General features: G+C 56.9%; 10 protein-coding genes. 2 read left to right on the top strand and 8 right to left on the bottom strand.

Annotated features, from left to right (window positions below):
- Positions 1-138 precede the first annotated feature (138 nt).
- Positions 139-1,329 carry an aspartate transaminase gene (gene aspC, locus SPG90_RS03195; protein ID WP_126302792.1) on the top strand — a complete coding sequence of 397 codons (1,191 nt, stop codon included), beginning with the start codon at positions 139-141 and terminating at the stop codon, positions 1,327-1,329.
- 48 nt (positions 1,330-1,377) lie between these two features.
- On the opposite strand, the gene SPG90_RS03190 is transcribed toward aspC, so the two are convergent.
- The 7 genes from SPG90_RS03190 to cmoM form a co-directional block, all read right to left on the bottom strand.
- On the bottom strand, positions 1,378-2,025 hold the full coding sequence (locus SPG90_RS03190) for an MBL fold metallo-hydrolase (protein WP_023311009.1): 648 nt from the start codon (positions 2,023-2,025) through the stop codon (positions 1,378-1,380).
- 20 nt (positions 2,026-2,045) lie between these two features.
- On the bottom strand, positions 2,046-2,597 hold the full coding sequence (locus SPG90_RS03185) for a YcbK family protein (RefSeq protein WP_023311008.1): 552 nt from the start codon (positions 2,595-2,597) through the stop codon (positions 2,046-2,048).
- Positions 2,598-2,771: 174 nt separating this feature from the next.
- Positions 2,772-4,595, bottom strand: a complete 1,824-nt coding sequence (gene ldtD / locus SPG90_RS03180; RefSeq protein WP_047173352.1) for a L,D-transpeptidase — start codon at positions 4,593-4,595, stop codon at positions 2,772-2,774.
- 178 nt (positions 4,596-4,773) lie between these two features.
- The gene (mukB, locus tag SPG90_RS03175; RefSeq protein WP_045354482.1) at positions 4,774-9,225 is read right to left on the bottom strand and encodes a chromosome partition protein MukB; all 4,452 of its coding nucleotides are present in this window, start codon (positions 9,223-9,225) and stop codon (positions 4,774-4,776) included.
- On the bottom strand, positions 9,225-9,929 hold the full coding sequence (mukE, locus tag SPG90_RS03170; protein WP_008499954.1) for a chromosome partition protein MukE: 705 nt from the start codon (positions 9,927-9,929) through the stop codon (positions 9,225-9,227). The genes mukB and mukE overlap by 1 nt, the downstream gene beginning before the upstream one ends.
- Positions 9,910-11,232, bottom strand: a complete 1,323-nt coding sequence (gene mukF, locus SPG90_RS03165; RefSeq protein WP_023311005.1) for a chromosome partition protein MukF — start codon at positions 11,230-11,232, stop codon at positions 9,910-9,912. The genes mukE and mukF overlap by 20 nt, the downstream gene beginning before the upstream one ends.
- Before the next feature lie 3 nt (positions 11,233-11,235).
- Entirely contained in the window at positions 11,236-12,015 is a 780-nt protein-coding gene (gene cmoM / locus SPG90_RS03160; protein ID WP_023311004.1) for a tRNA uridine 5-oxyacetic acid(34) methyltransferase CmoM, read from the bottom strand.
- A gap of 124 nt (positions 12,016-12,139) precedes the next feature.
- On the opposite strand from cmoM, the gene elyC reads away from it, so the two are divergent.
- Positions 12,140-12,919: an envelope biogenesis factor ElyC gene (gene elyC, locus SPG90_RS03155; RefSeq protein WP_032658191.1), complete on the top strand. Its 780-nt coding sequence runs from the start codon at positions 12,140-12,142 to the stop codon at positions 12,917-12,919.
- On the opposite strand, the gene SPG90_RS03150 is transcribed toward elyC, so the two are convergent.
- Positions 12,896-13,789 carry a YcbJ family phosphotransferase gene (locus tag SPG90_RS03150; protein ID WP_126302794.1) on the bottom strand — a complete coding sequence of 298 codons (894 nt, stop codon included), beginning with the start codon at positions 13,787-13,789 and terminating at the stop codon, positions 12,896-12,898. The genes elyC and SPG90_RS03150 overlap by 24 nt on opposite strands.
- Position 13,790: the final 1 nt, after the last annotated feature.

The following is a 13,790-nucleotide window of genomic DNA, read 5'->3' as shown; positions in this document are numbered from 1 at the left end:
TGTTTTTTTATGCCTGACAGAAAATAATGGCGACTTTTGAAAAGCCGCACGCTTTTCGTCGCAAACGGTTGGCATTTTGTAAATCTACCGTTAACCTGATAGCGGATTTCACTTCTGTAATCACAATGGAACTTCGTCATGTTTGAGAACATTACCGCCGCTCCTGCCGACCCTATTCTGGGCCTGGCCGATCTGTTTCGTGCCGACGACCGCCCAGGCAAAATCAACCTGGGTATTGGTGTATATAAAGATGAAACCGGCAAAACTCCGGTACTGACCAGCGTTAAGAAAGCTGAGCAGTATCTGCTGGAAAACGAAACCACCAAAAACTACCTCGGTATTGATGGTATCCCTGAATTTGGTCGCTGCACCCAGGAGCTGCTGTTTGGTAAAGGCAGCGCAATTGTGAGTGACAAACGTGCCCGTACGGCACAGACTCCTGGCGGTACCGGTGCGCTGCGCGTGGCGGCGGATTTCCTTGCGAAAAACACCTCTGTTAAGCGCGTATGGGTGAGCAACCCAAGCTGGCCGAACCACAAGAGCGTGTTTAACTCTGCGGGTCTGGAAGTGCGTGAATATGCATACTACGATGCGGCAAACCACTCTCTCGACTTTGACGGCCTGCTGGCGAGCCTGAGCGAAGCGCAGGCGGGTGACGTGGTGCTGTTCCACGGCTGCTGCCACAACCCAACCGGTATCGATCCGACGCTTGAGCAGTGGCAACACCTGGCGAAGCTGTCCGTTGAAAAAGGCTGGCTGCCGCTGTTTGACTTTGCCTACCAGGGCTTCGCCCGTGGTCTGGAAGAAGATGCCGAAGGCCTGCGCGCGTTCGCAGCCGTGCATCAGGAGCTGATTGTCGCAAGCTCTTACTCCAAGAACTTCGGTCTGTACAATGAGCGTGTGGGTGCCTGTACGCTGGTTGCCGTTAACGAAGAGACCGTCGATCGCGCGTTCAGCCAGATGAAATCGGTTATCCGCGCTAACTACTCTAACCCGCCGGCACACGGTGCCTCTGTTGTTGCGACTATCCTGAGCAACGATGCGCTGCGCGCCATCTGGGAACAAGAGCTAAACGATATGCGTCAGCGTATTCAGCGCATGCGCCTGCTGTTTGTGAACACCCTGGCGGAGAAAGGGGCGGACCGCGACTTCAGCTTTATCATCAAACAGAACGGCATGTTCTCTTTCAGCGGCCTGACCAAAGAGCAGGTTCTGCGTCTGCGTGAAGAGTTCGGCGTGTACGCCGTGGCCTCTGGCCGCGTGAACGTTGCGGGCATGACGCCTGACAACATGGCGCCGCTGTGCGAAGCGATTGTCGCCGTACTGTAATTTGCGCCCATAAAAAAGCCTGCGTTATGCAGGCTTTTTTTATTCTGGTTACCAGACAGGCATCTCATCCTGAAGGAACGGATTATGGAGCCGTTCATAGCCCAGCGTCGACATCGGACCGTGTCCTGGGATAAACGTAACGTCATCACCCAGCGGCAATAACTTTTGTTTAATCGACTGGATCAGCTGCCCATGATCGCCGCGCGGAAAATCGCTGCGTCCTACGCCACCTTTGAAGATCACATCGCCGGAAATCAGCAGACGAGACTGGTCATCAAAGAAGACGATATGGCCTGGCGTATGCCCAGGACAATGCAACACCTGTAAAGTCACATTCCCTACGTTAACGCGCTCTCCTTCGTTCAGCCAGCGATCGGGCGTCAGGGGCTGACACTCATCAAGGCCAAACATGCGGCTTTGGGCGGGTAACCCCTGCAGCCAGAACTCATCTTCTTTTTCCGGGCCGATCACCGGCACACCATAGTGTTCAGCCAGTTCAGCCGCAGCACCTACATGGTCAAGATGACCATGAGTGAGCAAAATCTGCATCAGCGTGACGCCGCTTGCTGCGACTTCCTGCTTGATTTTCTCAGCGTCACCGCCGGGATCGACAAGCGCGGCCAGTTTAGTCTGTTCGCACCAGATCAATGAACAATTCTGGGAGAACGCGGTAACCGGAATAATACGATAGTTCATACTGCTCCTGTGTTTCGTTATTACCAGTGCCGAACCGGACCGGTATCAATATGCACAAAGTTGCTGCTGGGGTAATATCCTACACCACCTGCGCGCATAGATAACGCGGCTTTGCGAATATTGGCTAACGAAACGCCTTCAATATGGAAATCCATTGCCTGTCCCTTGGTGTGATAGCTTTTTTTGGCTACCCCGCGGCTGTGGGCACGCAGTTCATTATTGGTATCAATCGAGCGATAGCCAGAAATGAGCTGCACCGGCCTGCTGGTGCCCAGCAGGCCCTGAAGGCGGAAAAGCTGATCAAACAGTCCTGGATCGATGGCTTTTATTTTATTCGCGCGGAAATCACGGAAAAAATGGTTAAGTCTTGCTAATTCATCCTGAATATAGCCTCTGCCATCGAAGAATTCCGCTTTTAGCGACTCACCGGTATGGAGATTGTTGAGCGTTAAAACTCGCGGACGAGGTGTCGAGAGGGTGGCAAATGCTGGCGTCGGCAAGATGGCCGCTGCGCCAAGCGCAACACCACCTAACGCCAGCAGTTTGCGGCGATTAGCGTCAAATTTGTCCATGATAATCAGGTCTACAGGTAAAAGAAATCGTAATATGCTTAGCGCACGAAGGGCACCTTAACTGGCAAAACCGGGTACGTCAAGGCGCCCAACCCCAGTGAATACGCGGCTTGCAGCGATATAGCCCCTTATTCACCCTAACTTACGACAATCATTTTTCCCGAACTGCTTCATTTACCTGATTAATTGTTCCGCTTTTGGCAAAATTTGTGCGCCGGATCGCGCGGTGAGATCATAATTGTAAATATCTGTACGGTACTGAGTACGCCCGTCTTCGCCCACAAACGCAGTCAGATAGTAAAGATTGACCGGAATATTGTGCCGAATATTCACGTAACGCGTATCCCCCTGCTTCAGGGCATCCGAAATGCGCGTATCGTTCCAGCCCGCATCCTGCAGCAGCATATTGGCCAGCTCCGAGGCTTTGTTCACGCGCACGCAGCCAGAACTCAGCGCGCGCGTATCTTTCTGGAACAGATTGTGGTTCGGCGTATCGTGCAGATAGATAGCGTCAGAACTCGGCATGTTGAATTTGTAACGCCCTAAAGAGTTATGCGCCCCCGGTGCCTGCTGGAAACGGAACGGCAGGTTTGACGCCGTGATTGTCGACCAGTCGACCATATAAGGATCGATAGCCTCTTTACTGTTCCATCCACGCATCACCGTATAGCCATGACGTTCCAGATAACCCGGATCGTTCCAGACCTTCGGCAGAATGTCTTTTCGCGCCAGGGTCGGCGGCACGTTCCACGGCGGGTTAACCACCACGTTATTCAGCGCGCTGCTCATCATCGGTGTTTTACGATCCGGACGCCCGACAATCACGCGCGACGCCAGTTTTTCGCTACCATCCTGATAATAGACCAGGGAATACGCCGGGATGTTTACCATAATCCCGGTAGAGAGCGTTCCCGGCAGCAGGCGCAAACGCTGGATATTGAGCGCCAGCACCCCTGCCCGCTGCGCAGGCGATACGTTCAGCCAGTCGCGCGTCGTCTGGCCAATGACGCCATCGGCCCCCAGCCCCTGAGCGGCCTGGAACTGTTTAACGGCCGCAACCAGCTCGCGATCGTAAGCCGCGGGTTTGTTGCTCAGAACAACGGCTTTCTTCTCTTTTACTGGCGCTGATGGGCTGACGGCGACGTTTTGTGGATCGTCACCCGGAAGTGCAATCTTTGGCCCGCCGTCAAGAAGACCGGAACGCGTCAGGATCTCGCGCAGGGCAGGAACATCGCTGCTCCACTGCCCTGGACGCAGCGTCGCGGTACCGCGCATTTGCGGCCATGGACGCGTGTCCCCCACCAGCGCGAGGAGCGACTGGTGCAGAGTGGCATAGTGTGGATGCGCCGGTGCCAGGCTGGCAATAAAGCGCGGCAGTTCGCCATTGTCCAGCGCGAGCTGCCACTGGTTAATCACCGACAGCGCCGGCGTCGCCAGCTTGTACGGTTTATCGCTGTACAGCCAGCGGTTGCCATTGACCGGAATACCCGCCACGAACTGCAGGTAGCCCATGATGGCATCGGAAAGCACCACATCACGCGCCTGCCCGGTGACGGCAGGATCGGTTAACAGCTCAACCCACTTTGTAAACTGCGGCTGAAACCCTGCAATCGCGACTTCCGCCAGCTGCTGCTGGAAGGCGCGCACGGCATCGCGGTTTTCCCACATCGGTTTCATATCGCGGGCGGCATAGAGGAGCGTGAGCTGATTGATATAGACAGGCGTGTAGCCTGATGGCAGCCCCGACTGCAGCTGCTGACTGAGCGATTCCGCGTCGATGCCTTCCGGCAGCGGTTTAATTCCGGCCATGATAGCCGTCGCCGGAGACTGCTCCAGCGGCTGGGACAACGACGTTGGCTGAGCGCCTGTCGTTGCCGAGCTGTCAGTCGGCACAATTTCAGGCTCGTCGGCCTGGGCGGTTAACAGCGGAGCAAACATCACTGCCAGGCATAAACTCAGCGCAGACAGCTGACGACCACATTCTTTCTTTAGCAACATCCCTTGCCCCCTGTTTTCACGACATGCCCATCACGCTGGGGCTTTCTTTCATTATAGGTAGACGGCTAAGCTGTTGCCTTACCTTATGTAAAGAAGTTTAAAGATAACGCAGCCCCAAGCACAAGTTAAGTTTAAAAAAAAAGCGGCGCCAGTGCGCCGCTTCGGGACAGAACATGCTTCAGGAAGCGTCCGCCGTGGTTTCCGGCAATGACTCCGGCGGCTGCGGCGCAAAGCCACGCAGACCGACAACGTGAACGTGTTCGCTGTTCTGGAACACCTTACGCACCAGTTTGTAGGTGGTGCCCTTCTCGGGGCTGATGTTCTCCGGCGCCGCGATAATGAGCTGCATATCGAGACGTTCGCAAAGCTCGAACAGCGTGGCAATTGAGCGGGCATCAAGTCGCGCCGCCTCATCCAGGAACAGCAGTCGGCATGGCGAGATATCTTTGCCGCGCAGGCGGCGCGCTTCATCTTCCCAGCTCTGTACCACCATCACCAGAATTGACATCCCGGTACCGATCGCTTCACCGGTAGAGAGCGCCCCGGATTCCGCACGCAGCCAGCCGTCTGAGCCACGGTTTACCTCAACTTCCATTTCCAGGTAGTTACGGTAGTCCAGCAGCTCTTCACCGATGGTTTGCGGCGTACGTTGCCCCATATCAATCTGCGGGTTCAGGCGCTGATACAGCTTCGCCAGCGCTTCGGAGAAGGTCAGACGGTTGCTGTTGAACAGATCCTGATGCTGCTCGTGCTGCTCTGAGAGCACTTCCAGCAGCGTCGCGTGGGCCTCACGCACGTTGACGTTGAGGCGCACGCTGTTCACCTGGCCAAACGACACGCTCTGCAGACCCTGGTTCAGCTGGCGGATACGGTTCTGCTCGCGCTGAATGGTTTTACGAATGATGTTCGCCACGCTGCGGGAGCTGATCGCCAGCTTCTGCTCGCGGGAGGTCAACTCCTCCGTCAGGCGGCCCAGCTCGATTTCCATCTGTTCGATGGCTTCGACCGGATCGTCGGTACGGATAATGTCCTGACGAATACGCTCGCGCAGGTGCTGGTAAACCGCCACGAAGAACTGAATTTTACGTTCCGGACGTTTTGGATCCTCCGACATACGCAGCACGTCGCGCAGGTGTTCGTTATCCGCCACCGCCAGACGCAGCGCACCCAACGCCTTATCCGACATGGAACGCAGCTCATCGGCAGAAAGATACGCCAGCTCGCGACGGTGCAGGCGACGCTCAACGTTATTGTCTTTCACCATGCGCATCACCGCGCACCAGCCCGCCTTGGCGGTCACGACCTGCTCGCGCATTTCGTGATAGTCGCGTTCCAGCTTGCGCAGGCGACGGGTCAGGTTATCCATTTCGGCTTCGCAGAAGGTCAGCGCTTTTTCCAGCTGATTACGACGCGCGCGGTTATTGCTGAGCTGTGAATGCAGCTCGTCACGACGGATACGCGCGCGCTCTTCTGCCCCGCTGTCGGCACGCACGCCGATGTCCTGAAGCTCTTTCTGCAGATCGTTTAACAGCTCTTTCTTGGTATCGAAGGAGCTTTTCAGCGAGGCCAGCACCTGATTGTACTGGTTCAGCTGAGCGGAGTGGCTGCGCATCGCTTCGCGGGCGCGAGTACGTTCCGCCTCCGCCTGCTCAAGGCGCTGACGCAGTTTTTCGTTCAGATCGCTGTTACCGCTCAGCATTTCAGCCGAATCGGAGTAGCCAAAGTGCGCGCGACGCTGCACCACTTCCGTCAGAGCAAACGCCTGCTGACGCGCTTCGCGCTGCACCTGCTGCGACCAGGCATAATCTTCTTTTAACTGCTCGAACTGTTCCGGGTCGCTCTGCAGGACAGACACGACGGGCTCCAGCTTCGCCAGCTGATTGCCGTGCTGCTGAACGAAACGCGCGGCTTCCTGCGCTTCATCCAGACGCTCCTGGATCTCATCCACGCGGTCAGCCAGCGTGTCATCCGCCAGCAGATTCAGGCGCGGCAGAATGCGGTTAAGGGCAGCGACGCCCTCTTTCGCCTGTTCAAACTGAACGCGACTTTGCTGGTTATCACTTTCATGGCTTGCAATCGCACGTTCCAGCTCGCTACGGCGGGTGTTCAGCTTGCGGATTTCGGCTTCCGGATCTGCGTCAAACGCTACGGCGAGATGGCTGCCGATAAAGCGGCTGAACGACTGATGCAGACGCTGGGTTTTCTGCACGTCAAACGACAGGGTCGCAAAACGTTCAGACAGCGTTTCACGCTCGGCGTGCAGGCTCTCGATGCGGCTTTCGCGCGCGGCGCGGCCAAACAGCGGCAGCTCAGGGAAGCGGGAGTAACGCCACTGACGGTCGGCAATTTTCACCACCACCGCTTTTTCCAGCTCGTCGACGCTGAACACGCTGTCATCGAACGACTGCGGATCCCCTTCGATCAGGTAGAGATCTTCCGGGCAATCTTCCAGGCCGGCAAGCTGCTCAGAAATCAGCGACAGATCCGGGACCACAATCGCGTTGCGGGATGGACCGTACAGCGCGGAGAAGTACGGAGCATCGTCCAGGCCAACGTCGTCATAAATTTCGGACAGCAGCACGCCGCCAAAACGCTCCGCTAGCGCATTCAGGCGCGGATCTTCTGACCCGCCCGGCTGGCTTAAGCGCTCAATTTCTTCATCGACGTCGCGCTTGCGGGCGCCCACTTCGTCACGCTCAACGATGGCTTCGCGCTCGCGCTCCAGCAGCTGCTGCAGGTATTCGGTCACTTCCTGGCTGGATTCGAACTGTTCGCCGCACTGCTCGCTGAGCTGGTTCAGGCTGCTTTGAGCCGCCAGCCAGACCGGCGCACGCTCCAGGAGCGTCTTCGAACGGGACTGAATCTGCTCCAGCTCCTGACGCAGGGTCATACGCTGTTCGCTGGCGTTTGATACGGTATCGGATAGGGCCGCAATACGCGCTTCCAGCTCCTGATGCAGGGCCTCAAGCTCGTCGAAATCGTAATTTTTTCCCTGACGCTTGCAGAATTCCGCCAGCAGACGCTCGGCTTCCTGCTGCTCGCGCAGGCGCTGCTCCAGCTCGTTCAGACGCATACGCAGCGGCTGAACCTGCTCGGCCAGATGGCGCTGGTTCACACCGTCGCGCAGCAGTTCGCGGGCAACGTCCCAGGCTTCGTTACGCGCCAGCGGGCCGTTAATCGCGACTACCAGCTGATAAGCCTGTTCAAACTGGCTGTGCGCCGTTTGCGCAACGCTCATTTTCTGTTCGAGGGAGAGCAGTTTCTCGGTGGCTTCCTGCTCTTTTGCCTGGAAGGTATCCAGCCACTCGTCGGCGCTGTCCGGCGTCAGGTCAGGCAGATGGCACAGCTCTTTTGCACGCTGTAATGCCTGCAATGCCTGGGTGTACTGAATCGCTCGCGTCTGCTGCACGTCAAGCGCCTGCTGGTAATCGGCAAGCTGGCTTTTCAGCTCATCCACTTCCAGCTCGGCCGCTTCGGCGCGGGCTTCGTTCTCTTCCTGCATGTCGGCGGCTTCAGCCACCACTTCATTTTGCTCTTCGAGACGGATCTGCAGCTCATCGAGGTCCGCTTCATAGCGCTCGATTTTTTCCTGCTGACGCAGCGCGGTCTGCACCAGGTTCAGGTGATCGCTGGCAGCCTGATAATCGGCTTCCAGGTCGCCTTCAGCACCGTTGTGCTCGCCCAGCTCGCGCGCCATTTCAACGTGCTTGTACTGCTCCGCTACCAGCTGTTTACGGGAGGTAAACAGCTCGCGACGGTATTCTAATGCCTGATCGAGATGCACGCGGCGCTCGTTGGCGTGGCGCATGTAGTCCGCCGCCACGTAGTTGGTGGCTTCGCTGATCAGGTGTTTAAACAGGTCGCGGTCAGACTGGGTAACGCGAATAGCTTCCAGCGTCATGCGGTTTTCGCGCAGCGCCGCTTCCATATCCTGGAAGGCCTTACGCACGCCGCTGTTTTCCGGCAGCAGGTAGTCGCGCAGGGAGCGGGTAATCGCGCTGGAGATACCGCCGTACAGCGACGCTTCAATCAGGCGGTAGTATTTGCTACGGTCTGATGCCGTGCGCAGACGACGCGCCACCACGCCCAGATCGAACATCAGCGAGTGGTAGTCGGTAATCGAGTTGAACTGCTTGAACTGCACGCCTTCGATGGCCTCAAGCTTGTCTTTCAGCTCCTGCAGCGTCAACACGCGCGCCTGGCGTTCGTTCAGGGTTTCCGTGAGCAGCGCCGTCGGCTGCACGGAGGTTGGCAGCCCCTGGATTGCAAACGGTTTGATATCCACTTTACGGTCGCGACCGGCGACCTGCTGCAGGCGCACGCCCACCACCACACGCTGATGACGGGAGTTTATAACGTCCAGAACCGAATAACAGACGCCGGCCTTCAGCTTACCGTGCAGACCTTTATCACGTGAGCCGCTTGTGGCCCCCGCTTCGGTGGTGTTACGGAAGTGAAGCAGCGTCAGGTCAGGGATCAGCGCCGTAACAAAGGCCGCCATGGTGGTGGATTTACCCGCACCGTTACCGCCGGAGAGCGTCGTGACCAGCTCATCCAGATCGAACGTTCGGGCAAAGAAGCCGTTCCAGTTAATCAGCGTCAGTGAGCGAAATTTACCGCGTTCAATCATTACTCTTCCTCCCCGCTATCCGGCAGATTCTCTTCATGCTCGTCATTGAGCTGCAAATGGTTTTCCACCGGCATCGCTTCACCGTCGCGGATCATGCGAAGCTGCGCTTCACGCGCGTCGTCGCCCGCACGCACGTCGGCGCCGAAGCGGAAGACAGATTCCGTAATGCGGAATTTGCTGCTGTCGTGGCCCATAAACCAGACCATCCCCAGACGACGCAGACGGTTCAGGGAAGAGCGAACCTTTTCCTGTAATTTCTGACGGTCAAGATCCGACCCCGTGGAGCGGTTGTTCACCAGCTTGAGCAGCTTGCTCTCATCCGCCAGCGTCAACAGCTCGTCGTAAAGTTCCTGCTGGGTGAAAATCCCTTCATTCGCCAGACGTTCCGGGCTGAGGTAGAGGTAGCAGAGAATTTTACCGACCATCATATCCAGCTCGGAGAGCACGGAACGCGGGATCAGCGTCGTGGAGCGCGGGCGCAGGTAGAAAAACCCTTCCGGCGCGCGGATAAGCTCCACGTTGTAGCGCGCGTAAAACTCTTCCAGGTACTCCTGGAAGTCCATCAAAAAGGCGTGATTATCCAGCTCGTCTAAGCCAATGTGACGACCGGCACGCAGCTGGCTGTCCAGCGCCGGAAATAACGGATTCGCCAGCGCCTGTGCCAGCTTAACGGGCATCACTTGTTCAATATTTGTCAATGACATGCGCCTGTACCTTGGCTCCGTAATCGTTAATTGGCTGCCACTTCGGCGGCAGTCCGGTGAAATCTGCTTGCGCGACGCCCAGGCGCACCGCCTGGTCTACCACAATGCGGGCAATGTCGAAGTGGCGCGCGCGTGGATATTGCGCCAGATAGTCGCGCACCACGAGACCAAGATCCAGCGGCACTTGTCTGGTTTTGTAGACAGCGAGCTGTTCTTCGATCATCGCCGCAAGCTGCTCGCGAATTTCGTTAAATTCTTCGTATTCCAGATCCGGCGGCAGTTCACCGGTCACCTCTTCATCGCGCAGCGCCATCTCTTCGTCGCGCATATCCAGCAGACGATCGGCATTGGCGTAGGTCAGCGCCCACGGCGCATCGAAATAGGTCTGCACCGACTGACGCAGACGCTGAGCAAAGACGCGGTTTTTATCCATATCAATCGCGGTACGGATAAATTTATGCACGTGTCGGTCGTAGCCGATCCAGAGGTCGATTGACTGCTGGCCCCAGCTGATAATGCGGTCGAGTTTGCTCTGCAGATCGAAGACCAGACGATCGATAAAATGCAGATCGTCGTGCGCCAGCGTCGCGTCCTGGATGCGCAGCAGATTCGCCTGCAGCTTGTCCCCTGCGGCTTCCAGCGTATCCTGGAGCTCACGCAGCGTGCCGGAGGTTTCTGACAGCAGAAGTTCACAGCTGGAGATGGCCGCTCGCCAGTCTTTATTCAGCAACTGGGCAATATCGTCTTTCACCTGCTGCTGCTGTTCGTCCATCAGACGCTGGGTCAGATCGATACTGTCGAAAATCTCGGCCACCGAATATTTCAGCGGCGCGTAGACGTTACGGTGCCAGTGGAATTCGTCACCGTTTTCATCCGCGGCATCGGCGGCACGCTTAAGCTCACCCGCCACGATCGAGAGCTGCATGGAAAGACGCAGCGTGGAAAATTCACGCTGGCGAATATAGTAATCGGTGATGCCGATGCCCAGCGGCGTCAGGCGATAGATGGCGTTTCCTTCCGCCTGTTCGCTGGTAAAGCGGTTCAGCAGACGTTGACGCACCATATCGTTGATCGCGTTGTTGGCACGCACGCTAATGGTTTCGCTGGTTTGCTCAAACGCATCACTGACATGGCGGAACGCATCCACCAGTTCACCCTCGCTCATTTCACCGTCCAGCCGTTCGCCGTTCAGCGTGGCAACCGCCAGCAGGAAAGAGAGTCTGTCTACCGGCAGCGAGATGGAGAAATCGTTTTTCCTGGCCCAGGCAACCAGTTCGGGGACTGTCTGGGAAAATTCACTCATAGGTTATCCTTGCATCTGCGGCTTGTGCGCGGTGACGTGAATATAGCGGCCAAGGCTGATAAAAGGCTCCTGACGGCAATACCGCGTTTCTAATTCTGTTAAGGTGTCAAAACAGTCACGCTGTTTGTGTTTTTCACGCAGATAATCATGAAACACCCTAACGCCCGTCTTCCCGACGATCTGCCAGCCAATCGCTTCCAGCCAGCCATAAACCTGCTGTGGATCGCGCGGATAGTCCGGGGAAAGCGTGCGCTTTTTCTTTTTGGGCATCCCGACCTGCACATAGTCGAAGTTGCCTGCAACCATGTTGTGCATCAGGAAGCCGTTAGCATTGTAGAACATCAGCGACAGCGTGCCGCCCGGGCGCAACATCGACCACAGGGTTTGTAACACGCTTTGCGGATCGGCAACCCACTCCAGCACCGCATGAAACAATATCAGATCAACCTGGGTTTCCAAATGCTGCGCGATGTCCTGAGCGGCGCATTGTATAAAATGCATGTTGTCGCTCACACCTTTCTCTTCTGCAGCACGCGTCGCGCGGGCGACCATTTCAGCAGAAAGATCGCAAAGCGTGACGTGATGACCGCGCTCGGCCATTTTTATCGCCGTCTGCCCTTCACCGCCACCGGCGTCCAGCACGCGCAACGTTTGCCCACCAAAGGTAGCCAGAATGGTGTCCAGATCCTGCCAGAGGATCGTCTGACGGAGCTGCCCTTTCGTGGTGCCATAAATGTTGCGCGAAAACTTTTCCGCGATGTCATCAAAATTGCGATCCCGCATTGGGAGAGTTCCACTCGCTAACTGCAAAACCGCTATTTTGTCACACCCGCGCGGAGAATGAACCTCTCTGGTGTAATATCACGGGTAATCACCTGCTATATGGTCAAAAAAGGAACCAAAAAGGATGCTTTTTACCCTTAAGAAATACATTGGAGGGATGATGCTTCCCCTTCCGCTGCTGCTCATCATCATCGCGCTGGGGCTGGCGCTGGTGTGGTTCAGTCGTTTTCAGAAGAGTGGCAAAACGCTTATTACGCTCGGCTGGTTTGTCCTGCTGCTGTTGAGCCTGCAGCCGGTCGCGGATGGTCTGTTACGCCCCATCGAAAATAAGTACCCAACATGGCAGGGAAATCAGAAAGTGGCGTATATCGTGGTGCTGGGCGGCGGATATACCTGGGATCCTGACTGGGCCCCCAGTTCAAACCTGATCAACAACAGCCTGCCACGGCTAAACGAAGGCATTCGCCTCTGGCTGGCAAATCCGGGATCAAAAATGATCTTCACCGGCGCGGCAGCCAAAACGAACCCGGTGAGTACGGCTGAGGCAGGTGCCAGAGTAGCGGAATCACTCGGCGTGCCGCGTTCCTCAATTATCACTCTCGACAGCCCAAAAGATACCGAAGAAGAGGCTGCAGCAGTGAAGCAGGCAATAGGCGATGTCCCGTTCTTACTGGTGACCTCCGCCTCACACCTGCCGCGCGCGATGATTTTCTTTGAGAAGCAAGGCCTGCACCCGCTTCCCGCACCGGCAAACCAGATGGCCATCGACGCGCCGCTCAACCCGTGGGAACGGGCGATCCCCTCCCCGGCCTGGCTGATGCATAGCGATCGCGTCGGTTATGAGACGCTCGGACGCCTCTGGCAGTGGCTGAAGGGATCGTCAGGCGAGCCAGGGCAAGAGTGATTTTGTTGCCAGATCGAAATTTGCGCGATTAAAACGTCCGGTATTCACCAGCTGCGCGACTTCGTCCCAGAGCAGGTAAAGCCAGCGCCGCCAGAGAAACGCCTCTGCAACGGGCGCGCGTTGAAGGTAGTGCCACAGTAAACCTTCCGCCGCCCCGCTGTCGCTGAGCCTGAACAGCTCGTATTCGCGCGGAGCCCAGAGCATGATCCCCGGCCCCAACATCGCCAGAAGCTGATCGCTACGGGAGTCTTTGAGCATGCTGCGCAGGGTGAAATTACCGTGGATCAGCACGCAGTTGTCATTAAAACCGTCGAACAGCGCCGGTAAGCACTCGCGGGTGCGAAACAGAATACGTTTGTCCTGCATGGTTAAACCGGTATTGTTGAACTGGTTAAGCATTCCCCACAGCACTTCCACCCGCTGGCGATACCACAGCGGCCACAGGTTTTCCTGAGTGCTGTCGACCGGACCGACAAGCCCGCGGCTATCCTGACGATGCCAGGCCAGCAGCGCCTCGACAATCTGGTCTTTTAACTGCTCCCAGCGTTCCGGCGTGCGCGCGGGCGCTTCAACGGGCACGCCGCGTAAACGCTCAATCAGCAGCATGTCCGGGCCGGGGTGTTCCTCGTGGGTCATCACGCCGTACACCGTCGGCATACGGACGGTTCCCTCCCGCGCCAGCATCGACATTTTCCATGCCAGCTGCCTGGCAACGCCCGGCGAGGTGAAACTTCTGGCCATCAGCGGCATTGGGTTGCCCTGACTGTCATACAACGACCAAAGCGCGGTATCGGCCTTTTCACTCACGCATTCGACCCGGCTTAATTTCTCACCCAGCAGATGGCTAAGTTCGGCACGCAGCTGTTCCATA

This window comes from Enterobacter sp. D2 (assembly GCF_034427575.1).
GTDB classification, from domain to species: domain Bacteria; phylum Pseudomonadota; class Gammaproteobacteria; order Enterobacterales; family Enterobacteriaceae; genus Enterobacter; species Enterobacter cloacae_M.
Note: the sequence above shows the minus strand (reverse complement) of the source record. Positions and strands in the feature narration are given on the sequence as shown.